General features: G+C 70.9%; 24 protein-coding genes. 12 read left to right on the plus strand and 12 right to left on the minus strand.

Annotated elements, in window-relative coordinates:
- Positions 1-160: 160 nt before the first annotated feature.
- Complete coding sequence (locus OO70_RS21840; protein WP_043674112.1) at positions 161-769, minus strand: flavin reductase family protein; 609 nt, start codon at positions 767-769, stop codon at positions 161-163.
- Positions 770-1013: 244 nt separating this feature from the next.
- Between OO70_RS21840 and OO70_RS21845 the strand changes: the two genes are divergently transcribed.
- Positions 1014-1607, plus strand: a complete 594-nt coding sequence (locus tag OO70_RS21845; protein ID WP_043673827.1) for an HAD family acid phosphatase — start codon at positions 1014-1016, stop codon at positions 1605-1607.
- A 55-nt stretch (positions 1608-1662) separates the two neighbouring features.
- Here OO70_RS21845 and OO70_RS21850 read toward each other — a convergent pair whose 3' ends face one another.
- The 5 genes from OO70_RS21850 to OO70_RS21870 form a co-directional block, all read right to left on the minus strand.
- A complete protein-coding gene (locus tag OO70_RS21850; RefSeq protein ID WP_043673830.1) occupies positions 1663-3150 on the minus strand; it encodes a hypothetical protein in 1488 nt (495 codons plus the stop codon).
- Positions 3151-3186: 36 nt separating this feature from the next.
- Positions 3187-3984: an enoyl-CoA hydratase/isomerase family protein gene (locus tag OO70_RS21855; protein WP_043674116.1), complete on the minus strand. Its 798-nt coding sequence runs from the start codon at positions 3982-3984 to the stop codon at positions 3187-3189.
- Positions 3981-6206, minus strand: a complete 2226-nt coding sequence (locus OO70_RS21860) for an acetate--CoA ligase family protein (protein ID WP_043673834.1) — start codon at positions 6204-6206, stop codon at positions 3981-3983. Before OO70_RS21860 ends, OO70_RS21855 begins: the two co-directional genes overlap by 4 nt.
- 126 nt (positions 6207-6332) lie before the next feature.
- Positions 6333-7526, minus strand: coding sequence for a flavin-containing monooxygenase (locus OO70_RS21865; RefSeq protein WP_043673837.1), 1194 nt, complete (start codon positions 7524-7526; stop codon positions 6333-6335).
- A gap of 280 nt (positions 7527-7806) precedes the next feature.
- Positions 7807-9411, minus strand: a complete 1605-nt coding sequence (locus tag OO70_RS21870; RefSeq protein WP_043673840.1) for a subtype B tannase — start codon at positions 9409-9411, stop codon at positions 7807-7809.
- 232 nt (positions 9412-9643) lie between these two features.
- On the opposite strand from OO70_RS21870, the gene OO70_RS21875 reads away from it, so the two are divergent.
- From OO70_RS21875 to OO70_RS21895, 5 genes are read left to right on the plus strand one after another with little or no spacing between them, the layout of a single operon-like run.
- A complete protein-coding gene (locus OO70_RS21875; RefSeq protein ID WP_043673844.1) occupies positions 9644-10093 on the plus strand; it encodes a hypothetical protein in 450 nt (149 codons plus the stop codon).
- A complete protein-coding gene (locus tag OO70_RS21880) occupies positions 10093-10521 on the plus strand; it encodes a Zn-ribbon domain-containing OB-fold protein (protein ID WP_043673849.1) in 429 nt (142 codons plus the stop codon). Before OO70_RS21875 ends, OO70_RS21880 begins: the two co-directional genes overlap by 1 nt.
- Before the next feature lie 12 nt (positions 10522-10533).
- Positions 10534-11133, plus strand: a complete 600-nt coding sequence (locus tag OO70_RS21885; RefSeq protein ID WP_043673852.1) for a GNAT family N-acetyltransferase — start codon at positions 10534-10536, stop codon at positions 11131-11133.
- Positions 11130-12008 carry a GNAT family N-acetyltransferase gene (locus OO70_RS21890; RefSeq protein ID WP_043673855.1) on the plus strand — a complete coding sequence of 293 codons (879 nt, stop codon included), beginning with the start codon at positions 11130-11132 and terminating at the stop codon, positions 12006-12008. Before OO70_RS21885 ends, OO70_RS21890 begins: the two co-directional genes overlap by 4 nt.
- A gap of 10 nt (positions 12009-12018) precedes the next feature.
- Positions 12019-12705 (plus strand): pyridoxine/pyridoxamine 5'-phosphate oxidase, encoded by a 687-nt coding sequence (locus tag OO70_RS21895; protein ID WP_043673858.1) that lies wholly within the window; start codon positions 12019-12021, stop codon positions 12703-12705.
- Between the two features lie 975 nt (positions 12706-13680).
- Here the strand turns inward: OO70_RS21895 and OO70_RS21900 are convergent.
- On the minus strand, positions 13681-14853 hold the full coding sequence (locus OO70_RS21900; RefSeq protein ID WP_043673860.1) for a thiolase C-terminal domain-containing protein: 1173 nt from the start codon (positions 14851-14853) through the stop codon (positions 13681-13683).
- Positions 14854-14929: 76 nt separating this feature from the next.
- On the opposite strand from OO70_RS21900, the gene OO70_RS21905 reads away from it, so the two are divergent.
- Both OO70_RS21905 and OO70_RS21910 read left to right on the plus strand, forming a co-directional pair.
- A complete protein-coding gene (locus tag OO70_RS21905; RefSeq protein WP_043673863.1) occupies positions 14930-16120 on the plus strand; it encodes an acyl-CoA dehydrogenase family protein in 1191 nt (396 codons plus the stop codon).
- Entirely contained in the window at positions 16117-16602 is a 486-nt protein-coding gene (locus OO70_RS21910; protein WP_043673865.1) for a nitroreductase family deazaflavin-dependent oxidoreductase, read from the plus strand. The genes OO70_RS21905 and OO70_RS21910 overlap by 4 nt, the downstream gene beginning before the upstream one ends.
- Before the next feature lie 45 nt (positions 16603-16647).
- Here OO70_RS21910 and OO70_RS21915 read toward each other — a convergent pair whose 3' ends face one another.
- A complete protein-coding gene (locus OO70_RS21915) occupies positions 16648-17295 on the minus strand; it encodes a TetR family transcriptional regulator (protein ID WP_199827368.1) in 648 nt (215 codons plus the stop codon).
- Between the two features lie 122 nt (positions 17296-17417).
- Between OO70_RS21915 and OO70_RS21920 the strand changes: the two genes are divergently transcribed.
- From OO70_RS21920 to OO70_RS21930, 3 genes are all read left to right on the plus strand, one after another.
- Positions 17418-18140: a VOC family protein gene (locus OO70_RS21920; protein WP_078651496.1), complete on the plus strand. Its 723-nt coding sequence runs from the start codon at positions 17418-17420 to the stop codon at positions 18138-18140.
- A 179-nt stretch (positions 18141-18319) separates the two neighbouring features.
- Positions 18320-20665: an outer membrane protein assembly factor BamB family protein gene (locus OO70_RS21925; RefSeq protein ID WP_043673873.1), complete on the plus strand. Its 2346-nt coding sequence runs from the start codon at positions 18320-18322 to the stop codon at positions 20663-20665.
- A 77-nt stretch (positions 20666-20742) separates the two neighbouring features.
- Entirely contained in the window at positions 20743-21204 is a 462-nt protein-coding gene (locus tag OO70_RS21930; protein WP_234336900.1) for a hypothetical protein, read from the plus strand.
- On the opposite strand, the gene OO70_RS21935 is transcribed toward OO70_RS21930, so the two are convergent.
- Genes OO70_RS21935 through OO70_RS21945 form a run of 3 tightly spaced genes read right to left on the minus strand, consistent with a single transcriptional unit; the run spans position 21201 to position 23550 of the window.
- A complete protein-coding gene (locus OO70_RS21935) occupies positions 21201-21971 on the minus strand; it encodes an enoyl-CoA hydratase/isomerase family protein (protein ID WP_043673876.1) in 771 nt (256 codons plus the stop codon). The two genes, OO70_RS21930 and OO70_RS21935, sit on opposite strands and share 4 nt — an antisense overlap.
- Positions 21968-22384: a Zn-ribbon domain-containing OB-fold protein gene (locus OO70_RS21940; RefSeq protein WP_043673878.1), complete on the minus strand. Its 417-nt coding sequence runs from the start codon at positions 22382-22384 to the stop codon at positions 21968-21970. Before OO70_RS21940 ends, OO70_RS21935 begins: the two co-directional genes overlap by 4 nt.
- A gap of 17 nt (positions 22385-22401) precedes the next feature.
- Positions 22402-23550, minus strand: coding sequence for a lipid-transfer protein (locus OO70_RS21945; RefSeq protein WP_043674120.1), 1149 nt, complete (start codon positions 23548-23550; stop codon positions 22402-22404).
- 113 nt (positions 23551-23663) lie between these two features.
- Here OO70_RS21945 and OO70_RS21950 point away from each other — a divergent pair, with 113 nt between their 5' ends.
- Positions 23664-25244, plus strand: coding sequence for a FadD3 family acyl-CoA ligase (locus tag OO70_RS21950; RefSeq protein WP_043673881.1), 1581 nt, complete (start codon positions 23664-23666; stop codon positions 25242-25244).
- A gap of 69 nt (positions 25245-25313) precedes the next feature.
- Here the strand turns inward: OO70_RS21950 and OO70_RS55385 are convergent, their stop codons facing one another.
- A complete protein-coding gene (locus OO70_RS55385; RefSeq protein ID WP_199827369.1) occupies positions 25314-25475 on the minus strand; it encodes a hypothetical protein in 162 nt (53 codons plus the stop codon).
- Positions 25476-25481: the final 6 nt, after the last annotated feature.

Consider the following 25481-nt stretch of genomic DNA (forward strand, 5'->3'; position numbering starts at 1 on the left):
ACGGTCCCGGCGTTCCACCGCCCCGGCGAGCGCGCGGCCGGGGCGCTCGGGCCCTGCCACCTATCTATGTACCTACCTGCCTACGGCATCATCGCTTCCAGTCGCTCCACCAGGGCAAGGGCATCGAGCCCCGCCGAACCGGTCGAACGCGAGCCGGCGGTCAGAGGAAGCGGCCCCGGTGGAACAACAGCGGCGCCTCGCCCCCGTCGTCCGCAGTCCCGAGCGCGTCCACCCGCCCCACCACGATCAGATGGTCGCCCCCGGTGTGCACCGCGTGGATCGTGCAGTCGATCCACGCCGCGGCGCCGCTGAGCCGAGGGGACCCGGAGGCCGGGGACGCGTCGTACGGCACGTTCGCGAACTTGTCCGTGCCGCTGATCGCGAAGCCGCGGCACAACTCGCCCTGGTGGGCGCCGAGAACGTTGACGCAGAAGACGCCGGCGCGGGCGATGCGGGGCCAGGTCGTGGAGGTGCGGCCGACCATGAAGGCGACGAGGGGCGGGTCGAGGGAGAGGGAGGAGAAGGACTGGCAGGCGAAGCCGGCGGGGCCGGGTTCGCCGGCGGCCGCGGGGGCGGTGATCACGGTCACGCCGGTCGCGAACGAGCCCAGTACGCGCCGGAATTCACCCTGGTCCAGCGGCGCCCGCTCGTCGTCCCCGACGCACCGAAGCTCCGGCCGCGGCAGCGCCTCGACAGGCTGCGCGGCCGGAGCGCTTCCGGCAGACCTGAGGTAGCGGACGGCGGCCGCTGCCGCTCCTGCTTGTCCCATCACACCACCCATTGAAGCTGACGGGTCATCAGATAGGAAGGGGTGCGGAGGCGCGGGGGTGTGGGGGTGCGGGCCGTACCGGTCCGCACGGCCGGTTCACAGATTCCCGGGCAGAACATGGGAGTTACGTCGCCGCGCGGACCTCCTGGTGTCACCTCCAGCACACCCACCCCCAGCAGCGTTGCGGAACGACTGCCGCCGGTACCTCACCCGTGGCCGCCGTAACCCGAGGAGTACTCACACGATGAACCGTCTCACCGCACGCACCGGCGCCGCAGCCGTCGTGGCCGGACTCGCCCTGACGTTCGCCGCCGCCCTGCCCGCGCAGGCCGCCGACTCGACCGTGACCGAGTCCCAGTGGCTGACCGACGTCGCCGCCGTCACCGGCCCCGCGCAGACCTACATCGACTCCCGTGCCGCCGCCAACACCTCGGGCGCCAAGCAGGCGATCGTGCTCGACATCGACAACACCTCGCTGGAGACCTACTTCGAGGGCGGCATCACCGTCCCGGCCACCCCGCCGGTGCTCGCCCTCGCCCAGGACGCGCACGCCAAGGGCATCAGCGTGTTCTTCGTCAGCGCCCGCAGCAACCTGTTCAACCTGGTCACCAAGTCCAACCTGACCTCGGTCGGTTACACGGTCGACGGCCTCTACGCCCGCACGGTCGCCCAGCTGCTGACCGAGTCCATCGCCGACTTCAAGACCTCCCAGCGCAAGGCGATCGAAGCCAACGGCTACGACATCATCGCCAACATCGGCAACAACACGACCGACCTGTCCGGCGGTTACGCCGACACGACGTACAAACTGCCGGACTACGACGGCCTGTTGGACTGACGCGCGCCGCGCACCCGGCACACGCGGACCCCTGCCGATCACGTCGGCGGGGGTCTCAGCTCTTGTTCAGCGACCGCGTCACGCCCGCGACGACTGCCGTCGTCAGCAGCCAGCCGGCCGCGATCAGGGCGTAGGCGAGCCATTGCGCGGGGCTTCCGTCCGCCCAGTACCAGGCGGTGCGCTGGCCGAGGCCGCCGATGGGGATCAGCAGGTCGAGGGTGTAGACGAGGGGGTTGAACGGCGGGCCCTGGCCGGCCTGGGTCTGTTTCGGCGACCCGGCGTCGAAGACGACCGTGCCGAGGACGGCCAGGGCGACGATCCACACTCCGGCCAGCCAGGGGCGGTAGCCGTAGCCGACCAGGCCGTCGAGCAGGTGCCCCCACACCCGGCCGGCCGGATGCAGAGTGCTGCGGCGGTGGCGCTGCTTGGCCAGAAGAACCTTGCGGGCGTCGTCCTCGTGGCCGATCTGCCGGTACCAGCTCGCCAACTGCTCGTAGGGCTGCGGGGCGTAGCCGGGCTCGCGTCGGATCCACGCGACGCGGCGCGTCACGTCGTGGCCTCGTGGACCGTCCTTGGACTGGAGGGAGGCATAGCTGAACCCTTGGAGTCTCACGACGCCCGGCCAACTGCTCTCGCCGTCGTGCAGGACCGAGACGTGGGCTCCTCGCAGGTCCACCGCGCCGGCGGGCGGTGCGGCGGGGGTGAAGTGGAGATCCGCCGCCTGCATCCGCGAGCAGTCCAGGGCCACGTCCTCGCCGTTCAAGAGGGCGCCGTCGAAGGTGAGTTGATCCGACACCTGCGCACCGCGCAGCCGTACGGTCCCCTGCGCGGTGAAGCCGTCGGAGAAGACCAGGGTCTGCGCCACGGCGTTGTCCGCGAGGAGCGCCGGGCCGTCGGGGTTGTCCAGCCGGGCTCCCTCCATGAACAGGCCGCCGGGCAGGTGCGCTCCGAGCAGTCGTATCCCGCCGTGTGCGGTGAAGCCTCTGCGGCAGAAGACCCCACCCTCCATGACCAGACCACCGGCGAACAGCGCCCAGCCGTTCGGGGCGGACAACGTCGCCCCGCCCAATTGCAGTTCGCCCGCGATGCGAGCCCTCATGAGCGAGAGCCTGCCGTGCAGAACCGACCGCTCCAGGCTGAGGGTGCCCGCCATGGAGGCCAACCTCGCGTCGATGCCGGGCACTTGGCAGCCGATGATCCCGATCGTCCGCGTGGCGGCTCCGTAGAAGCTCGGCGCCTCCTCGAACCAGCAGTCCTCGAACCACAGCATGTGCCCGATGTCCGCGTCGGCGAGGTCGAGTCGACCGGTGATCCGCGCGCCGGCCACCCGCAGCGCGGTGACCGCTCCCGGCGGTGCCGCGTTCGCCCCCCGCGCCAGAGCCGTCACGACGGCCGCCCGAAGGGTGCGCTCCGGCCCCCAGTCCGCCCCTTCGGCCGGATCGTCCCCGCTCGGCGTGCCCACACGCAGGTCCACCCGGCGGCCTTCGGGGAAGGCGTCCCACAACTCCCGCTCCGGCGCGGTCATTTCCTCGTACGGCAGCATCGACACAGCGTAGAGAGTGCGGGCCGGGAGAGCCCGTCAGCGCCCCCGGTACCCGGGGCTCCGCCGCTCCACGAAACTCGCCACCCCCTCCCGCGCGTCCTCCGTCGTCATGTTGATCTCCTGTGCCGCCGCCTCCGCCGCGAACGCGGTCGCCCGGTCGCTGTCCAGGGAGACGTTCACTAACTGCTTGGTGAGGGCGAGGGCCCGGGTCGGGCCGGTGGCGAGGCGTTCCGCCCATTCCCTGGCCGTCTTCTCCAACTCCCCGTCCGGTACGACCCTGTTGACGAGGCCGAGCCGTTCCGCGTCCGCCGCGCCCACCGCGTCGCCGAAGAACATCAGCTCCTTCGCCCGCTGCGGGCCGAGCAGGCGCGGCAGGAGATAGGCGCCGCCGCCGTCCGGGACCAGGCCCCGTCGTACGAACACCTCGATGAACCTCGCCGACTCTGCGGCCAGTACGAGGTCGCAGGCCAGGGCCAGATGGGCGCCGAGGCCGGCCGCCGTGCCGTTCACCGCCGCGATCACCGGTTTCTCGCAGTCCAGGACGGCGGCGATCAGGCGTTGCGCACCCTGGCGGATCGTGCGGGCCACATCACCGGCCACTCGTTCCCCGGAAGCCGTCGATCCCCGCAGATCCGCGCCCGCGCAGAAGCCGCGGCCGGTGCCGGTGAGGACCACCGCCCGTACGGACGGGTCCGCCGACGCCTCGGCCAACAGGGTTATCAGGCGGTCCCGTTGGTCCGGGGTGAGGGCGTTCAGGGTCTCGGGGCGATTCAGCGTCAGGTACGTGACCTGGCCCGCGACAGCGTGCTCGACCTCGGTCGTCGGCCCGGTCATCGGCACACCGCCAGCGCGTCCAGCGCCACCGCGCCCTGCCCCCGGGGCAGCACCATCAGCGGGTTGATGTCCAACTCCGAGAGCACGGCGCCCAGTTCGAGGGCCATCCGCTGTACACGCAGGATCACCTCCACCAGGGCGTCCAGGTCCGCCGGGGGGCGTCCCCGTACCCCGTCGAGCAGGGGACGGCCGCGCAACTCGCCGAGCATCTCGGCCGCCTGGTCCTCCCCGAACGGCGGCACCCGTACCGCCACGTCCCGCAACACCTCGACCAGCACCCCGCCCAGCCCGACCGTCACCGTCGGCCCGAACAACTCGTCCTGGGTGACGCCGACCACCATCTCGACGCCCCGCTCGACCATCTGGCAGACCAGCACACCGTCCAGGGTCACGTCCTCGTAGCGGGCGATGTCCGTCAACTCGCGGTACGCGTCCCGGACTTGGCTCGCCGATGTGAGGCCCACCTTCACCAGGCCCAGTTCCGTCTTGTGCGCGATCTGCGCGCCCGACGCCTTCATCACCACCGGGTAGCCCACAAGCCCCGCCGCCCGTACGGCCGCCGCCGCGCTGGTCACCAACTGCTCGCGGGGGACCCGGATGCCGTAGGCCCGGAGGAGTTGTTTCGCCGCGTGCTCGCTGAGTTGCTGGCCCGGGCGCATCAGGGCCTGGGCCTTGCGGAAGGACGGGGAGACGGTGCGGGGGGCCTCGTCGAAGGGGGAGCGGTAGGCGCGGACGAAGCGGTGGTGGGAGAAGTAGGCGCGCAGGGCCGTGATGCAGTTGCCCACCGTGCGGAACGTCGCCACCCGTGAGGAGCCCAACAGCGCCTCGCGGTACGCCGGTTCCGTTCCCACCGGTGAGCCCCACACCACGCACACCAGCTTGTCCGTGCGCTCGGCCGCCGCCACCAGGTCCTCCACCAGCTTGTCGCTGAGGGGCGGGAACGGGCCCGTGATCGGGCAGACCAGCACCCCGACCTCCGGGTCGTCGAGTATCGCGTCGATGATTTTCCGGCCGCGCCAATCACCCACCGGGTGACCGCCGTTGTCCACCGGGTTCGCCACGCTCAGGTACGGCGGTATCCACTCATGGAGCTCGGACTGCTTGGCCGACGACAGCTGCGGCAGCCGTAGGCCCGCCTCGCTCGCCAGGTCGGCGAAGTGCGCGCCCGTGCCGCCGGAGATCGAGTACACGACCACGCCCTCGGCCGAGGGCGGCTTCGCCCGGGCCAACAGCGTTGCCGTGTCCTGGAGTTCGTCCAGGCCGTCGACGCGGATCACGCCGAACTGGCGCATCGCGGCGTCCACCACCGTGTCCGCGCCGGTGAGTTTGCCGGTGTGGGACGCGGCCGTGCGGGCGCCGGTCTCGGTGCGGCCGACCTTCACCGCCACGACCGGGACCTTGCGGCGGGCGGCGCGGTCGGCGGCCAGGAGGAAGGAGCGGCCGTCCTTGAGGCCCTCGACGTAGCAGGCTATGGCGCCTACTTCGGGGCGTTCGGCGAAGTAGGAGATGAAGTCCGCTGTCTCCAGGTCGGCTTCGTTGCCGGTCGGGGCCCAGTGGGAGAGCCGGATGCCGAGTTGCTGGAGGGCGAAGACCGGGCGGCCCTGGTGGCCGGACTGGGTGATGAGGGCGATCGCGGGGCCGTCGAGATCCTCGCGGAAGTTCTCGAAGGCGTTGAGGTTGGTGTTCGGGCCGAGGAGACGCAGGCCCGATCGGCCTACGGCGGCTGCCAGTCGGTCCTGCGCCAGTGCGCCCTCCTCGCCCGTCTCCGCGAAGCCGGACGCGAAGGCGACCGCGAACTTCACCTTTGCCTCGGCGAGTTGCTCGATCACGGGGAGCGGGTCGGCCACCAACACCACGGCCAGGTCGACCTGTTCGGGGAGATCGGGGACGGAGGGGAAGCAGGGGACGTCGAAGACCGCCGTGCGGGTGGGGTGGACCGGGTGCAGGCGGGCCCCCACCCGGTCCGCCCAGGCCATGAGTTGGCGGGTGATGCCCGTGTTCGGGCGTCCCTCCGCGTCCGAGGCGCCGATCACGGCGACCGACTCGGGGCGGAAGAATCGGTCCAGGTCGGGTACGCCGGCGTACAACGGCCGTCCGCCGACGTCGAGATCGTCGACGTCGGCGGGCCTGCCGTGGACGGCGGGGCCGGGTTGCTCACCGCAGGCGATGACCCGGGCCCGGCGGGAGTCGGTGGTGAGGGTGCCGTGGGTTGATCCAAGCATCGGTCCGCCCGCTCCTGTGTGACAGCACAATTAACTGACGCAGTGTCAGATTACTGAACTGACACTGCGTCAGGAACTGTCGTGCACGCAAAGAACGCAGATGCCTCGGCCCGCGGCGGGCGATCCCTATGCCAACTGACCCTTGCGGACGCTCTTGGCGACCGCCTTCGCGATCTTCTCGGCGTCGATCGCCATCTCGCGGAACATGCCGCTGATGGGGTTGGTGAACCCGGTGAAGTACAGGCCTGGCGCGTCCTTGGGGGTGTGCGCGCCGGTCGCGACCGGCTTGCCGCGGGCGTTCAGGACGCCGAGGTGGCCGACGAGGCCCTCCAGGGAACGGACGTATCCGGTGGCCGCGATCACGGCGTCGGGCCCGATGCGGTCGCCGCCGGCGAGGATCACCTTGCCGTCCTCGAAGCCCTCCACGGCCGTCACGACCTCGACCTGACCCTTGCGCACGGCGTCGATCAGACCGACGTCCTGCACCGGGATCGACCCCTCGTTGACCCGGCTGTACAGCCCGGTGTCGGGCCGGGCCAGCCCCTGCGCCGACAGGTCCGGCACGCTGAGCTTGGCCATCGGCCCCGCGAGCCGGTCGACGAGGCGGACCGGCAGCCGTCGTACGACGATGCCCGTGTACTGGGCCGCCCAGCCCGCGGTCGAGCGGCGCACGATGTGCGGGGCCGTGCGGACCGCGAGGCGCACGCGGGAGGCGCCGCCCTCCACCAGGTCGACCGCGATCTCCGCACCCGTGTTGCCGACGCCGACGACCAGGACGTCCCGGCCGGCGTAGGGCTGGGGGTTGCGGTAGTCGGCGGCGTGCAGGAGTTCGCCGGTGTAGGTGTCGCGGCCGGGCCAGTCGGGCAGCCGGGGGGTGTGGTTGGTGCCGGTGGCGACGACGACCGCGCGGCCGGTCAGCTCGCGGCCGCCGGTGGCGTGCAGCAGCCAGCCGGTGCCGTCCGCCGACCGCTCGATGCGGGACACCTCGACGCCGGTGACGATCTCCAGCTCGTGGACCTCGGCGTACTTCTCCAGATAGCGCACCACGTCGTCCCGCGAGACCCAGCGGCCGAACCGGCGCGGCATCGCGAGCCCGGGCAGGCCCGACAGACGCCGGGTGGTGTGCAGGTGCAGGCGGTCGTAGTGCCCGCGCCAGGACGCCCCGACCCGGTCCGCCTTCTCCAGTACGACGGCACGGATGCCCTGCGCGCGCAGCGCGTACGCGGCGGCGAGACCGCCGGGGCCGCCGCCGATGACGTACACGGGGCGGTCTGCGTGGTGCTGCGCCGCGGGGGTCGGGGACGCTGTGGAGTCGGCCATGAGCGCGAGCGTAATCACATCCCACGTTGTTGGGTCTCGGTCAAGACCGGAATTGGTTGCGGATTGATCACGGGTGTGGAGAACCGGGTGCGGCCGGTGACGTAGGGCCTCTGGTTTGTGGGGACCGTGGGAAAAGGGACCCTGGGAAAAGAGATCGTGGGAAAAGCACACGACGCCGAGCCCGCACGGTGCGCGGCGGGGCTCGGCGTCGTGAGGCGGTGACCGGAATGTATGACGGGAAACCGGTACCGCGTCCTTGGGGACTGCGAGAGGCCGGGATCTACTTGCCGCGCTTGGCCTTGTGGCCCGTCACCTGGGCGATCCACTTGATGAAGTCGCCCGGGTCGGTGTTGGCGCCGTGGCCCTCGTCCCAGTAGTAGAGGTGGTTGACGTCGTCGCCCAGGTTGTCGAGGCGGGCGGCGAGGTTGGCGGCGACCGTCAGCGAGGTGTCCGAGTCCTTGGTGCCGAGGCGGATCCACCAGTGCTTGGAGCGGTTCTGGTTGACCTTCTCCACCAGGTGGAACATCGGGTTCATCAGGTCGAGCTTCGCGGGGATGTCGCTCGCAACCCGCTTGCTGCTCAGGCCCGTTGAGTCGTTCTTCGCGCCGTACGTCGTGAAGTGGCGGGCCAGCGTCGTGCCCGTGCCGAACTCGTTGTTCTCGCCGGCCGACAGGTCGAAGGCGTCGAAGGCCGGGGTGTCCTTCTTGCGGGCGCCCACGTGGGTGAGGAAGTCGGCCCAGGTGAAGGTGGCCTTGCCGTCGGCCCAGGTGATGAAGGTGTTGGCCTTCAGGTAGGTCTCGCGGGCGGAGTCCGAGAGGGCGGCGAGGTACGTGGTCGCCGAGGGCTCCAGGTACTGCTCGACCATGTACGCGTCGAGGTTGCGCGCGTTCAGCGGACCGAAGCCGCCGAGGCCGCGCAGCTTCAACCCGGCCTGGTACTCGGCGAATTGACCGCGCAGCGCCTTCGACACCGTCTGGTCGACCTGCTTGCCGGTGCTCAGGTCGTTGGCTCCCCAGTTCCACTCGTAGGCACCGTCGGCGTGCTCCAGGTCCGTGATCGGGCACCAGGCGCCGGTCGCGAAGATCGCGTCGGACGCGTCGGCCGCGCCCAGCTCCTTGAGGTACTTGTCGTAGATCGGGCTGTCACCGGACGCGCCCAGCAGCGAGGACAGCGCGCCACCGGCACTCGTACCGGCGGAGACGATCCGCTCGACGTTGCCGGGGATGCGGCCCTTGTTGGACTTGATGTACCGGACGGCGGCCTTGAGGTCGACGATCGCGGCCGGGGCGGTGCCGTAGTACTCGCCGCTGGAGTTCTTGAGCGTACGGCCGCGGGCGCCGGGCTCGATCACGACGTAGCCGGCGGCCAGCGCGAGGAGCTGGTTGCTGGAGGTCGCGCCGCCGGTGGCGTTGGTGTTGCCGTTGGCGCCGGGGGCGGAGGCGCTCGCGGAAGCCGAGGTCGAGGTCGAGGCGCTGGGGGCGCCGCTGGGGGCCGCGCCGCCGCCCATCGCCGAACCGCCGCCGCCGACCTCGGTGGCCGTCGCCACGGAGGCGGGCAGGTAACCGCCGATGGAGTTGGCGAGCAGGATCGGCGCGTTGCTCGCGTCGACCGCCTTGCCGTCGATCTCGACCGGGGAGCTGACGATCAGCGACTGGTAGGTGGCGTCCACCGGGTCGGCGACGTACGTGATCGCCTTCCAGAAGTGGTAGACGACCGTGTGCTCCGTGCCCTCGGTGTCCGTGATCGTCTTCGTCAGCTTCGTGTAGGCGTCCGGGTCGAAGACCAGGGCGTCCGAGGAGGAGGACGACGATTTCGAGTCGCTCGCGTTCGCGCTGAGCGCGATGCCGCCGACCGCCGCGACACCGGCGGTCGCGCCGATGCCCATGACTACCGTCCTGCGCTTCACTGCCCTGTGCTTCACCGTGCTGCCTCTCGTCTTCCTGACCGCGTCTTCCCGACCGCTCCCTGTCCTTGCGCTTGCGAACGTAATCGGCGGCGAACAAAATCGTCAACAATCTGCCGGGCATTCATGGGGGACCCACAGCGGTGGCGCCCGCGCACAGGATTTTCATGGCCCCCTCTCGGCTTTCCTCAGCTTCTGACGTACCGTCAGATTCATGGACGCGATCTGGCTCAGCGGAGCCGACTGGCTCGCCGTGCTGCGTATAGGACTCGGCCTGTGGTGGCTGGAGAGCTGGCGGCACAAGGACAAGAAGGCCTGGTTCGAACGCGGCACCGGCATCGCCTGGGCGGCCGACGTCGCCGCCAAACACCGCTGGACGGCGGTCCGTTCGGGCTTCGACGTGATGGTCGCGCCGCGCCCGCGCACGATGGCGTACGTCGTCGTCTACGCCGAGTTGGCGGTCGGCCTGGGCCTGGTCGTGGGCTTCCTCACCCCGGCCGCCCTCGTCGGGGGCCTGCTCCTCAACGTCCTCTACTTCACGCTCATGATCCACGACTGGGCGGAGCAGGGGCAGAACGCGATGATGGCGCTCATCTCGGTGGTGGCGCTGTTCGCGATGTCCTGGCAGGTGTGGTCGGTGGACGCGGCGCTGGGGTGGTTCTGATGCCCGACGGCGACCCGCGCCACGACCTCCCCGAGGTCGACACCTTCACCCACCCCTACTGGGAGGCCGCAGCGCAGGGCCGACTCCTGCTCCGGCGCTGCGCGGACTGCGGACGGTCCCACCACTACCCCCGCGAGTTCTGCCCCCACTGCTGGAGCGAGGCCGTCACCTGGGAGAACGCGAGCGGCCACGCCACGCTCTACACCTGGTCCGTCGTCCACCGCAACGATCTGCCGCCCTTCGGGCAGCGGGTGCCGTACGTGGCGGCGGTCGTCGATCTCGCCGAGGGCCCGAGGATGATGACGGAAGTCGTGGAATCCGAGCCGGCCGCACTGCGGGCCGGAATGCCGGTCGAGGTGGCGTTCAGGGACGGCATACCGGTGTTCAGGCCGAGGGAAAATCATGTATCCGGCGCACAGGGGGCTTGATTCAATGGCGCGATGGCCCACATACGCGAGCGGTCCCTCCAGCACCCCCTCCCCGAGCTGAACGGTCACGGACTGCGGCTGCGCCCCTGGGACGCCGACGACGACACCGATGTCGCCGACTGGCTGCGCGGAGTGTCCGACACCGAGTTCCAGCGCTGGAACACCCCGCTGCGGCCGATCACGGACCTCACCGGCGCCCGCAACTCGCTCCGCTCCCGCGCCGAGAACGCGGAGGACGGCCTCAGCGCCTCGTTCTGCGTCACCGACGCGGCCGGCGGTACGACCCTCGGGCACATCGGCGTCAACGACATCGACCACATCGTCCGCGTCGCCCGCGTCGGCTACTGGACCCTCCCCGAGGCCCGCGGCCGGCACGTCGCCTCCCGCGCCCTCACCCTCGCCGCCCGCTGGGCCCTCACCGACCTGGGCCTGCACCGCCTCGAACTGGGCCACGCCCTCGGCCACGACGCCTCCTGCCACATCGCCGAACGCTGCGGCTTCCCGGCCGAGGGAACACTGCGCGGGGCGATGTTCGAGGCGGGCCGACGCGACGCGTTCCGCGACGTACACCTGCACGGCCGCCTCGCGACGGACCCGGAGGTGAAAGCGTGACGGCCGACGCCTGGCACCTCACCGAGGACCTGGACCAATTCCTCACCCGGGCAGGGGAGTTCCTGCGTTCCCGCCCGGCGCTGCACACGGTCCCGCTGACGGTGACGGGCGCGCTGCGCGGACGCGGGCTGCACCTGTACGGCGAGGGAACCCCGGTCTTCGGCGCGCTGGAACGAGACGGCGCCGTAAGGGCGGCCTTCTTCCGCACACCCCCGGGCCGCCTGATGCTCACCGCCCTCAGCACTGGGGAGGCCACCGCGCTGGCGGCCCAACTGGCCGCCCGAGGCGACGAGTTGCCGGGCGTCATGAGTGAACGGGACACGGCGTCGGCCTTCGCGGAGGCGTGGGCGCGACGGACGGGATCCGCACCCGAGCTCCACGCGCGCCAACGCCTCTACCGCCTCGGCGAATTGACGATCCCGGGGCCCGTTCCGCCGGGCCGCCCGAGAGTCGCGACGGCAAAGGATCGCGAACAACTCATGTGCTGGTACGTCGAGTTCGCGAAGGCCATCGGCGAGAGCGGCACCTCGCAGGACCCCGGCGAGTGGGCCGACTTCCGGATCGCGTACGGCGGGATCACGCTCTGGGAGACGCCGGACGGTACGCCGGTGTCCATGGCCGGGCTCACGACGAAGGTGGCCGGACAGATCCGGGTAGCCCCCGTCTACACCCCCGCGGACCTCAGGGGCCGGGGCTACGCCGGTGCGGTCACGGTCGAGGTCAGCAGGATGGCGAGGGCGGCGGGCGCGCAGGAGGTCCTGCTGTTCACGGACCTGGCCAACCCGACGAGCAACGCCCTGTACCAACGGATCGGGTACCGCCCGGTGGCGGACTTCGCGGGCTACGACTTCCACCCCGCCTCGGCTCCGAGGTGATACTCACCCCATGGCAACGGGATCAGGATCGGGAACGAATCTCCACGAACTGTTGAAGTCACTACGGGTATGGGCCCCGGAGGTGACCAAGCTGCCGCCGCTGGACCCGGCCACGGCTCCGGACACCCCCCTGCCCCTCTTCACCACCTGGTTCGCGGAGGCGGTGGCGGCGGGGGAGACCGAGCCGCACGTGATGTCCCTCGCGACAACGGACGCCGACGGTCTCCCGGACGCGCGGATCGTGATGCTGCACGGCGCGGACGAGCAGGGCTGGTCCTTCGCGACCCACGCCACGAGCCGCAAGGGCCACCAACTGAAGGCCGTCGCCTACGCCGCCCTCACCTTCTACTGGCCCCGCCTAGGCCGCCAGGTCCGCCTACGAGGCCCGGTCGTCCCAGCCACCCCGGCCGAATCCCGGTCCGACCTCCACGCCCACTCCACCGGCGCCCTCGCAGCGGCCCTGACCGGCCACCAGAGCGAACCTCTCTCGTCCCTGGCCGAGTTGAAACAGACCTCCGAAACAGCCTGGGAACTGGCCCAACAGCAGCCACAGACCCCGGTCCCGTCCTGGACCCTCTACCGCGTACTCCCCGACGAGATCGAGTTCTTCCAGGGAGACGCCCTACGACGACACGTGCGCCTGCGTTATATCCGGGAGGGAGATGGAGGCTGGTCGAAGGGGTTGCTCTGGCCCTGAGCCGGCGGAGGTTGCTGTTGGGCCGCCCGCTTCTTTGTCAGTGTCGGGTGTGCGTGAGCCGTGTAAAGGGCGCTCCCTGCGGTCGCGTCGGCTGCGCCGATTCCGCTTCGCTCCACCCTTGACTCGTCTCACGCAAACCCGTGTGAGAAGCGAGCGGGCGGCCCGGAGGGATGGGTGGCCCGGGCATACATCCCCTTGCCTGAGCTACGTCGTGGGCCGGTGTGGTGGGGGCGCGTTCGCGTCTCGCCTGCACGCCGGGTGGGCTTAGCGGCCAACGGCCGGTGGGGACATCCGCATTGAGAGGGGATGCGGGTGATGGGTGGAGGCTCCGGGCCGGGGGTGGGGCCGGGTGGTGGTCCGGCGGTGGCCTGAAGCTGCCGGTGGCCCCTCCCCGGGGGTACCGGTCCGCCGAAGTGTGACAGTCGGCGCGAAAGTGTCACACTTTGCAGCCCGACTCCCCGACTCCCCGACTCCCCGACCACCCTCTCCGGAAGCTGGGGTCATTTGTAACCAGTCAACTAGTTGGTCAGTGGTTAGTCTGTCCTACAGCTTCCAGCGACCCCCCCGCCTCGCCCCACTCCACTCCACCCCACCGGCCGTTGGCCGCTGAGCCGACCCGGCGTGCTGGCGAGGCGCGAGGGCGTGCCATCCACCGGGCATTGGCCGCTGAGCCGACCCGGCGTGCTGGCGAGGCGCTGACGCGTCCCGGGACACCGGCCCGGGGCGTAGTTCAGGTAGGGGGATGTGTGCCTGGCCACCCGTTCTTTCGGGCCGCTCGCTCGCTTCTCTCACGGGCTGGAGCGGGTCGAGTCAAGGGTGGAGCGGAGCGGAATCGGCGTAGCCGACGCGACCGTAGGGAGCGCCCTTTACTCGGGGCGTGGAAGCCCGACACTGGCTGAGAAGCGAGTGGCCCAACAGCAACTGGTGAGCGGCCTTGGCGTCAGCGCCCCGTGCGGCAACCCCAACCCCCTGAACTCAGCCCCGGCCCAACACCACCGTCCCCGAGGAGCAGAACCAGCCACCCGTTCCGGAGGCGACTCCGAGGCGCGGCAACTCTCCGTCTCCGCCGGTCACTTGTCGCGCGCCGGCCTCTCCGCGGAGTTGCCGTACCGCCTCCACCAGCAGGAACAGGCCCCGCATTCCGGGGTGTTGGGCCGACAGGCCGCCCCCGTCCGTGTTCACGGGGAGTTCTCCGCCCGACACCCGCAGGCGTCCCTTCTCCACGAAGGCTCCTCCCTCGCCCTTCGCGCAGAAACCGAGGTCCTCCAGCGTCACCAACGTCATGTAGGTGAACGCGTCGTAGATCTCGGCGAAGTCGATCTCCTCCGGGCGGACCCCGGCCCGTGCGAAGGCGAGGCGGCCGCTCACCGCCGCCGGGGACACCGTGAAGTCGGGCCACTCGGACATCGCGGCGTGGGAGACGGACTCCCCGGTGCCGAGTACCCAGATCGGTGCGGTACGGCAGTCCTGTACGTACTCCTCGGCGGCCAGGAGTACCGCCGCGCCGCCGTCGGACCGTATGCAGCAGTGGAGTTTGGTGAAGGGGTCGGCGATCATCGGGCCGGAGAGGACATCGTCCACGGTGATCGGGTCGCGGAACATCGCCTCGGGGTTGAGGGCGGCGTTGGCGCGGGCCTGTACCGCCACCTCCGCCAACTGCTCGATCGTCGTGCCGAATTCGAGCATGTGGCGGCGCGCGGCCATCGCGTACTTGGCGATCAGCGTGTGGCCGTAGGGGACTTCGAACTGGAGCGGGCCCCGCGCGCCGAAGGAGAGGTTGCCGGTTCGGCGGCCGGCCTTGATGTCGGCGCGGGCCGTGGAGCCGTAGACCAGCAGAACTGCGTTCGCGTGGCCCGCCGCTATCGCGTCCGCCGCGTGGGCCGCCATGACCTCCCAGGTCGAGCCGCCCACCGCCGTCGAGTCCACCCAGGTGGGGCGCAGGCCCAGGTACTCGGCCACCTCGACGGGGGGCAGCGTACCGAGGCCCGCCGACGCGAAGCCGTCCACCACGCCCCGGTCCAGGCCCGCGTCCGCCAGTGCGCGGCGGGCCGCCTGGGCGTGCAGGGCGTAGGGGGTCATGTCGTCCACGCGTCCGCAGTCGGACAGCGCCACGCCCACCACGGCGACCTTGCGGCTCCCCGGTGTCATGAGGCGCCTCCTCCCTCTGTGCATATCGTGCCCGGACTCCTAATATGACGGACCGTCAGATCTGGAGGGAAGTGTCATGGACGCCAGCTTCACCGCCGAGCAGGACGAGATCCGCCGTACCCTCCGCGAACTCCTCACCAAGCGCTGCGGGCCGGAACGCCTCCGCACCGCTCTCGACAGCCCCGCCGGGCACGATCCCGTGCTGTGGACCGCCCTCGCCGATCAGCTCGGCCTGCCGGGGCTCGCGCTTCCGGAGGCCTACGGCGGGGTCGGTTGTACGTCCACCGAACTGGCCCTGGCCTGTGAGGAGACAGGGCGTTTTCTCGCGCCCTCTCCGCTCCTCGCCACCGCCGTTCTCGTCGCTCCGCTCGTGCTCGCCTTCGGGAGTGAAAGCCAGCGCGCCCGGCTGTTGCCCCGTGTCGCCGCCGGGTCCCTGACCGCCGCCCTCGCCGTACCCGGCACCGCACTCACCACCGCCCTCACCCTCACCGGCGACAACGACGGGGAGTGGGCGGGGGGCGGGCGTGCGGGTGGGGTGCAGGCCCGGAGGGAGGGGGAGGACGGGTGGCGGTTGTACGGGCAGGTCGAGCAGGTTCTCGACGGGCACAGTGCCGACTTGCTGCTCGTTGCCGCCCACACCGGGGGGTTCGCCCGGTCGCGGATCTTGTTGTTCCTGGTTGCGGGGGATGCCGGCGGGCTCGTACGGACTCGGCAGACCGCACTTGACGCGACCCGGCCGCAGGCGCGGCTCGAACTGCGGGACGTAGAAGCTGAGTTGCTCGGTGCCGACGACAGTCCTCTCGTCCTGCGGGAGCTCTCCGCGCTCGGTGACACCGTCGCCGCCGTGCTCGCCGCCGAGGCCGTGGGGGCCGCCGACCGTGTGGTGGAGCGGACCGTTCAACACGTCAAGCAGCGTGAGCAGTTCGGGCGGGCGATCGGGTCGTTCCAGGCGGTGAAGCACCGGTTGGCCGATGTGTATGTGCAGGTCCAGGCGGCCAAGTCGGCCGCCTACTACGCTGCTTGGGCGATCGGCAACGGGGAGCGGGTCGGTGGGCTCGCCCTCGCTCAGGCCCTGGAGGCGTTGCGAGGGGCCGCCGCCGAGGGGATTCAGCTGCACGGCGGGATCGGCTTCACCTGGGAGCACGAGGCCCACCTGTACTTCAAGCGCGCCGCCGGTGACGAACTGCTCTTCGGGCCGGTGCACCGGCTGCGGGCGTACGCCGCCGAGGGCGCGCATCTCTTCGAGAGCCGCGAGGTGACGGTGTGATCGGTGTGCGTGCGGTGCAGAAGGTGTCGTCGACCCGGGCGTTCGCGCGGATCGCCCCCCATGTCATTCCCGCTCTCGACCGGGCCGTGCACCGGCTCACGCGCGGGAAGGTGCTGCTCAGCGCGCAGATGCTGCCGGGGGTGATCCTGACCTCGACCGGTGCGCGGAGCGGACAGCTCCGCCACAGTCCCCTCGCCTGTATGCCGGTGGAGGACGGGTGGATTCTCATCGGGTCGAACTTCGGCCGTACCGGCAACCCCGCCTGGACGCACAACCTCCTCGCCCATCCCGACGCCGAGGTCAGTTGGAAAGGTGAGGAGATCCCGGTCAGCGCCCGGTTGTTGGAGGGGGAGGAGCGGGCCGAGGTGTGGAAGGCGGCGCTCGCCTTCTGGCCGCCGTATGCCACCTATCAGGCGCGGGTGGAGCGGGAGATCCGGCTGTTCCGGATCACACGCAGGGCAGGCGGTGGTCCACCGGAGTGAACCACCGCCCGCGAGACAGGACTTGGGACCTGGAAGCAGAAACTGCTACTTCGTCGGCTTCTTGCCGGTCACGCCCAGGTGGACCAACAGCGCCAGGTTCGGCTTGAGTTCAGCCTGCTTGACGCCCCACGTCTGGAAACCCTTCTGGTGCGAGGCGACCGCCGCGAGCATCGCGACCAGTGAACCGGCGACCGCCGCCGGGTTCACGTCCTTGTCGACCCGCCCCTTGGCCTGCAGTTCGGCGACCGCGTCCGAGAGGGAGTTGTTCACGGAGTTGAGGATCTTCATGCGGATCTTGTAGAAGCGTTTGTCGCCCTCGGCCGCTCCGAGGTCGACGACCCGCAGGATCGCGTCGTTCTTGCGCCAGAACTCGAGGAATCCGTCCACGAGTTCCTGCGCGGTGGTCCAGCCGGCCTTGCCGACCCAGGTCCGGCCGGCGAGCAACTCGGTCAACCCGGCGCCCTCCGTGGCCATTTGCTCCGCGATTTCCAGGACGGCGCCTTCGACGTCCGGGAAGTACTGGTAGAAGGTCGCGGGTGAAGTCCCCGCCTTCCGGGCGACATCGATGACTTTGACGTCCCGGTAAGGGGAGGAGCTGAGCATCTCGCTGAGGCAGTCGAGCAGCTTCTGCCGGGTCGCCTGCCCACGCCGGCCGGCCACGCGGCCGTCGACGGTACGCACTTGTCCTGTCATGCCGTCAGCTTACCGAGGGGTGATCGGAGCGCGATTCGGCCGACTGCAAATGGGGTGCACGAGGGTCCAGAGGGTGGTGTGCCTGGTCTGCGGGGTGCGTGAGTCGCCGTTACTTTGACGGTATGGCCGAAAACAGGGCATCCGCGTACGGAGAGGGCGTCCCCTGCTGGGTGGACGCGCAGCTTCCCGACGTGGAGGCGGGCAGGCGGTTCTACGGTGAGCTCTTCGGGTGGACCTTCGAGGAGGCGTACGGCGGCTCCGTGTGGGCCCGCAAGGACGGCGAGCCCGTCGCGGCGCTCGCCCACAAGACGGACGGGCGGATGCCGACCGTGTGGACGGTGTACTTCGCGACACCGGACGTGGTGCGGCTGACCGGGCGTATCCGGGCGGCCGGCGGGCAGGTCGTCATGGCGCCGATCGCCGTGGGGGAACTGGGCACGGCCGCCCTCGCCGCGGATGCGGAGGGTGCCGTCTTCGGGCTGTGGCAGGCGGCCCGGCACCCCGGTTTCGGGGTCCGGCACAAGACCGGCACCTTCGGCTGGGCCGAGCTGTACGCCCGTGACACCGAGGCCGCGAACACTTTCTACGGCGAACTTTTCACAGACGCGCTCTTCGGACCGGAGGCCGTTCCCGACTTCGGGCGGGCGCCCGTCTCCGATGTGTTCCCGGTCGAGATGCCGCCGCATTTCCTCGTCCACTTCCGGGTCGAGGACATCGCGGCTGTTCTGGGGGCCGTGCACCGGCTCGGCGGGCGGGTCCAGGTTCCGCTCTTCGAGACGTCGTACGGAAAAGTGGCCGTCGTCACAGACAATCAAGGGGCGTCGTTCGCGCTGCTGCAACGCTGACACCTGGACTTTTGTCCGTAGATATGTCGAGACACCCCGATTAGTCGCCGGGTTCGCAACCTGTGGCCAGGCCAGGAAGAATCAGGGTGCGTGCCGCCATGGCGGTGCGGTGGTGAGACGCTGCACGGGGTCGCGTACATACGTGGGTACCGCGGCTCGTACGGGGAGGTGGCAGGCAAGTGGTGGATCAGCTGACGCAGCACGATCCGCGGCGGATCGGGCCGTTCGAGGTGCTGGGACGGCTGGGTGCGGGCGGCATGGGGCTGGTCTATCTCGCGCGCTCGGCGTCCGGCCGGCGCGTGGCGATCAAGACCGTGCGGACGGAACTCGCCGAGGACCAGCTCTTCCGGGTCCGTTTCACGCGTGAGGTCGAGGCCGCGCGGGCGGTCTCCGGCTTTTATACGGCGGCCGTGGTCGACGCCGATCCGCGGGCCGCCGTGCCGTGGCTGGCCACCGCGTACGTTCCCGCGCCCTCCCTCGAAGAGATAGTGAACGAGTGCGGGCCGATGCCGGCCCAGGCGGTGCGCTGGCTCGCGGCGGGGGTCGCGGAGGCGCTGCAGTCCATCCATGGCGCCGGGCTCGTGCACCGGGACCTGAAACCCTCCAACGTGCTGGTGGTCGAGGACGGGCCGCGGGTCATCGACTTCGGTATCGCCTCCGGTGTGTCGAACACCCGTTTGACGATGACGAACGTGGCGGTGGGTACGCCCGCCTACATGTCCCCGGAGCAGGCGAAGGACTCGCGCAGTGTCACCGGCGCGAGCGACGTGTTCTCGCTCGGCTCGATGCTCGTGTTCGCCGCCACCGGACACCCCCCGTTCCACGGCGCCAACCCGGTCGAGACCGTCTTCATGCTGCTGCGCGAGGGCCCCGACCTCGCCGGTCTCCCGGACGAACTGCGCCCCCTCATCGAGTCCTGCATGCAGATGGAGGCCACCGGCCGCCCCAACCCGGCCGACCTCCAGGCCCAGCTCGCCCCCCACCTCTTCGGCTCCGGCTCCGACGACAGCGGTACGGCGTCGGCCTGGCTGCCCGAGCGCGCGGTGACCCTGATCGAGACCCGGCGCGGTGGCCGCCCGCCGGTGAAACCGACGCCCACCGCAGGCCGCAGCGGTGGCGGGCGCGCCGCCGTACCGCCGCCGCCCTCCCACGACCCCGTCGTGCCGGTCCCGGTCGGCGCCCCCGACACCGGGCCCGTACGGCTGGCCGGCGCCCCGGTGCCGATCGGCCCCGGGCCGCGCGTCGCCGACGCCCGCGCCGCCGCCGTGAAGGCACCCCCTCCGGAGGCCGGCCTGGTCGCCTCCTGGTCCCGGCCCCGGCCCGGCGTCAACGGCACCGACGCCGCCGTGGGCCCCGCCGTCCCCGTACCGCCGCCGCTGCCCCCGGAGACCGCCTCCGGCTGGCGCCCCTGGCGGTTCCGCATGTCGAACGACGTCTGGGGCACCCCGACCGTCGCCGGCGACCTCGTCTACGTCACCTCCTTCGAGGTGCACGCACTCGACGTCGCGACCGGCCGCCGTAGCTTCAAGACCCGGGACGTCGCCTGGTCGATGGCGGTCGCGGACGGCCGTATCCACGCCTCGGACGGGCCCACCCTCTTCGCTCTGGACGCCCGTGAGGGCGGTGACCTGTGGCGGTTGTCCACGGACGCCTGGGTGTACTCCCTCAAGGCCGAGCGCGGCACCGTCGTCACCGGGACGCGCGGCGGCGGAGTGCAGGCCTGGGAGGCGTCCACCGGGCAGAAGCTGTGGCAGCTGTCCGGCGCGCAGACCGACTTCGAGTCCCCGGAGGCGGGCCCGGCGCTGCACGACGGCACCGTGTACGTGTGGCAGGACGCCCGGCTGCGCGCCCTGGACGCCCGGACGGGCGACGAGCGATGGGTGTACCCGATCGGCGACGCGGCCTCCTGCGGTGGCGTGCCCGTACGGATCACCCCCGCACCCGACGGCCATGTGTACGTCTCCGCCGGCACCCGCGTGCTGTCCGTCGAGGTGGCGAGCGGCCGGGTCCGCTGGCACTTCGAGGCGCCCGCGGTCTTCCTCTGCCCGCCCACCTTCGCGCCCGGCCCGGCGGTGACGGGTGGGGGGATCTATCTGGCCGACTACCTCGGCACGGTCTACGCCCTCGACGCCGCCGACGGCCGCGACCGCTGGCGCATCGCGACGGAGTCCCGGGCGTCGATCGAACCGGTCCTGGTCGCCGCCGGCCACGTCCACGTCGGCAGCGGCAAGGGCCTCTACACGCTCGACGCGGTCACCGGTACACCCAAGTGGCGCTTCCAGGCGGGCGGCGACATCGTGGGCGCCCCCGCGGTCGCCGAGGGCCGTATCCACTTCGGCTCGACCGATCGCCTCCTCTACACCCTCAAGGCCGACGACGGCCGCCTCCGCTGGAAGCTCGCCACCGGCGGCGAGATCACCGGGGCACCGGTGGTCAGGGACGGCGTCGTGTACGCGTGCAGCAAGGACCGCTGTGTGTACGCCCTGGACGCGGAGAAGGGGACGGGCACCGCAAGGACCGCGTGAGCGGCGCCCGTTGAGGCCGATACCATGATCGGATGCATACGCGGGGGCGCAGGCTCAGATTCACGGCAGTACTGGCAATGACGGTTCTCACCCTCACCGGCTTCTCCACCGGACGGCACCACAGCGGCAGCCGTCACAAGAGCGGGAGCAGCGGGGGAGGGGGCGGGTGCAGCAGCTCCCGCCAAGATCACGACACGTCGACGAACCGGCGGTCCAACTACCGTTCCACACCCGGCTCCACGGCCTCCTCGGGCAGCGGCACCAGCAGCCTGCAGGACGGTACGGCGAAGCTGGTGAGCTGCGCGACCGCGAAGAAGCGGTACGCGACCGTCGAGGTGAGCAACCCGAACAACCGGAAAGCCACCTTCTCCGTCGACGTCACCTTCAAGGACGCCCAGGACAACGAGGTCGACTTCAACTACGCGGACGTCAAGGTGCCGGCGAACGGCAGGGCGACCGTCCGTGTCCCCGTGCTCGGCACCTCCACCCCGGTCGACCACTGCAAAGTGGACCAGGAAGCCGACGTCACGTCCTCCTAACGCAGCCGGTACTCCCGCTGCCGCCCGGCGAACAGCTCAGCCTGCCGTTCGTCGGGCAGATTCCCCAGCGCGATCAACGGCGGCGCCTGCGCGTAGGCCTGCGCCCGCGCCGCCTCCTTCGCCGCCCACAACGCCCGCACGGTCCCCTGAACGCCCTCGGTCGGATACCCGGCGATGACGGTCGCGCAGGCCAGGGAGGCCTCCAACGCCCCGCCGGGCGCGGTGAGTTCGGACACGAGCCCCAGCTCGTACGCCCGCCGCGCCGAGATCCGCTCCGCCGTCCCCATGAGCATCATCCGCGCGACCTCGCCGTACGGCATCCGGTGTGCCATCAGCACGGACTCGTACGCGCTGACCATGCCGTAGGTGGTGTGCGGGTCGAAGAACACGGCGGTTGGGTCGGCGATGACGAACTCGCTCTCGCCCAGCAGATAGAAGGCCCCGCCGCAGGCCATCCCGCGCACGGCGGAGATCACCGGCTTCCACAGGTCGTTGGCCTTCGGCCCGATGTTGAGCAGCGGATCGTCCTGCATGTACGGGGAGTTGGGCTGCGGCACGACCGCGTCCCGGTCGAGCCCGGTGCAGAAGGCGCGCTCCCCGGCCCCGGTGAGGACGACGGCCCGTACGGAGTCGTCGAACCGCAACTCCCGCCACATGGCGCCGAGTTCGGCGGCTGTGGCGAGGTCGATGGCGTTGAGCCGGTGCGGCCGGTCGAGGGTGACGACGGCGACACCGGTGTCCTTGTCGACGGAGACACCGAGAGTCATGGCCGCTCCAGAACCCACTGCGGCAGACCTGCCTCGCTGAACACGACCTGCACCCGCGCCCCGATCCGAACGCGTTCAGGGGCAAGGGAGTTGAGGGCGGCCCCCGGCCCGGTGACGAGATTGCCGACCAGCCGGATGCGCGGGAAGTCGGCCAGTTCCACCACGATCACGTTGTAGGGCGCGACGGCGGCGTAGTCGGGAAGGAGCGGGGGGTGCGGGAAGACGTACGACCAGATCCTCCCGCGCCCGCTCACCTGCCGCCAGTCGCTCGCGAAGGACTGGCAGTGGGGGCAGCAGGGGCGGGGCGGGAAGCGGGGTTCGGCGCAGTCGGCGCAGGTCTGGACGCGGAGTTCGCCTTCGCGGGCGTACTGCCAGAAGGGGGCGCCGTCGGCGTCGGTGAGCGGAGTGAGCATGGTGGTCGACTCCTCTTTCACTTCGTGAGCAGCAGGGCGGAGGTGGGGACGCCCTCGCCCGCCGTGACCAGGCAGGTGGCGGCGTCCGGGACCTGGGCGGTGCTGGTGCCGCGCAACTGCCGTACGCCCTCGTTGATCAGGTTGAAGCCGTGGACGTAGGCCTCGGAGAGCCCGCCGCCACTGGTGTTGAGGGGGAGCCGGCCGCCGATCTCGAGGGCGCCCCCTTCCGTGAAGGCACCGCCTTCCCCCCTTCCGCAGAAGCCGTAGCCCTCCAGGGAGAGGGGGACGAGGGCGGTGAACGCGTCGTAGATCTGGGCGACATCGACGTCCTGCGGGGTGAAGTCGGCGTGTTTCCACAGGTGTCGGGCGGCGGTCCAGGCGGGTCCGGTGAGGGGGTCGTCGTTCCAGTAGTTGACCATGCCGTGGTGCTGGGCGGGGAGGCCCTGGGCGGCGGAGTGGATGTGGACGGGGGTGCGCCGGCAGTCACGGGCGCGTTCGCGGGAGACGACCACACAGGCCAACGCGCCGTCCGTCTCCAGGCAGTTGTCGAAGAGGCAGAGGGGTTCGCTGATCCAGCGGGAGGTCATGTACATCTCGCGGGTGAGGGGGCGGTCGTACATGATCGCGGCCGGGTTCTGGTTGGCGCGGTTCCGGCAGGCGAGGGCGACGTTGAACAGGTGGTCCCGGGTCGCGCCGTACTCGTACATGTAGCGGCGGGTGAGCATGGCTATCTCATCGGCCGGGCGGAGGAGCCCGAAAGGGCGGGTCCACTGGGCGGGGGTGGGGAGTTGGCGGGCGGTGTTGGTCCAGGGTCTGGGCCCGCTGCCGCGCTTCCGTGATCTCCAGGCCACGCCGACCGTCGCCTGTCCGGCGGCGATGGCGGTCGCGAGGTGCGCGACGGTGGCGCACGAACCCCCGCCGCCGTAACCGACCTTGCTGAAGAAGGTCAGGTCCCCGAAGCCGACCGCCTTCGCCAGCTCGACCTCGTCGGTCTCCTCCATCGTGTAGGAGGCGAGGGCGTCGACCTCGGCCGGCGCGATCCCGGCGTCGTCGAGGGCGGCGAGCACGGCACGGCAGGCCAAGGTCCGCTCGTCCTCGGGGAGTTGCTTGGCGAAGGAGGTCTGCCCGATCCCGACGACGGCGGTCGCGTCCTTCAGTCCGGCCATGCGCTGTCCGGCCATGATCTGTGCACCTCCGCGTGACACCGGGGCTGCTGACAGAGCGTCAGGCTACAGCTAATCTGACGGGTAGTCAGCTACCGGGTTCAGGGAGGCCGTTCATGCGCGGAGACGTGGAATGGGGCAGCATTCCGGGCCTGGTGCGATCCGCCGCCGAGCGGTACGCGGACGCCGAGGCGGTCGTCGAGGGCCGGACGAGGATCTCGTACGCCGAGCTGGGCGCCCGGGTGGAGCGCGCGGCTGCCGCCTGTCTCGCCGCCGGGGTGGAGGTCGGCGACCGGGTGGGCATCTGGGCGCCGAACTCCACGGACTGGATCGTCTCGGCGCTGGGCGCGGTGTCGGCGGGCGCGGTACTGGTGCCGCTGAACACGCGCTTCAAGGGCAGCGAGGCGGCGTATGTACTGCGGAGCAGCGGGGCACGGCTGCTGTTCGTGACCGGGACGTTCCTGGGCACGTCGTACGTGGCGTCGTTGCGGCGGGCCGCGGGGGAGGGCGTGGGCGACGGCCCGTTGCCCGGGCTCCCGGCGCTGGAACAGGTGGTGGTGCTGGCGGACGACGCCCCCGCCGACTTCCGTACCTGGAAGGACTTCCTGGCGGGCGGGGAAGGGGTGGGGGATGCCGAAGTGCGGGAGCGGGCACGGGAGTTGGACGGCTCGACGGTCTCGGACATCATCTTCACGTCGGGCACGACGGGCCGTCCGAAGGGCGCGGTGATCACACACGCGCAGACGCTGCGGGCGTACGAGGTCTGGAGCGATCTGGCGGGGTTGCGGCAGGGCGACCGCTATCTGATCGTGAACCCCTTCTTCCACACCTTCGGCTACAAGGCGGGTGTGATCGCCTGCCTGATGCGGGGCGCGACGATGATCCCGCAGCCGGTGTTCGACGTGGACACGGTCCTGGCGAACATCGCCGCGGAACGGGTGTCGGTCCTCCCGGGCCCGCCCACCCTGCACCAGTCCCTGCTGGACCACCCGGCGCGGGACGCCCACGACCTCTCGGCGCTGCGGCTCGTGGTCACGGGCGCGGCGGTGGTGCCGTTGCGGCTGGTGGAGCGGTTGCGGGGCGAGCTGGGAGTGGGGACGGTCCTCACGGCGTACGGCCTCTCGGAGGCCAGCGGCATCGTCACCATGTGCCGGCGGGGGGACGATCCGGCGGTGATCGCGTCGACGTCGGGGCGGGCGATCCCGGGCACGGAGGTGCGGGTGGCGGCGCCGCTCGGCCTGCCGGGCGAAGTGCTGGTCCGCGGCTTCAACGTGATGCGCGGCTACTACGAGGACGCGGCGGCCACGGCGGACGTCCTGGGCGAGGACGGCTGGCTGCGGACCGGTGACGTCGGCGTCCTGGACGGCGAGGGCAACCTCCGGATCACCGACCGGATCAAGGACATGTTCATCGTCGGCGGCTTCAACGCGTACCCGGCGGAGATAGAGCAACTCCTCGGCGTCCACCCAGATGTGGCCGACGTGGCGGTGATCGGCGTACCGGACGCGAGGCTCGGCGAGGTCGGCAAGGCGTACGTCGTACGACGGCCGGGGGTGACCCTCACCGCCGACGACCTGATCGCCTGGGCCCGGCGGGAGATGGCGAACTACAAGGTGCCGAGGGCGGTGGAGTTCGTGGGGGAGCTGCCTCGGAACGCGAGCGGGAAGGTGGTCAAGGGGGAGTTGCGGGGGCGGTGACACACCTCTGCCGCGACGGCTCCCCCTCCGGGCCGTCGCGGCAGAGTTCCCCGTGTGGAGGCAGGTCCCTCAGGCCTCTTCGTCCGTGACGTGGACGTTGTCGGTCGTGACCGTGCCGGTGTCCGCGGCCGTGACGGTCAGCGGCTCGTCGGTGACGTGGACGTTGCCCGTCGTGGCGACGAGCGGCTCGTCGGTGACGTGGACGTTGTCGGTGGTGTTCTCGTCGCTCATCTTGTG

Origin of the sequence: Streptomyces xylophagus, assembly GCF_000716435.1 — a bacterium.
Classification (GTDB): Bacteria; Actinomycetota; Actinomycetes; order Streptomycetales; family Streptomycetaceae; genus Streptomyces; species Streptomyces xylophagus.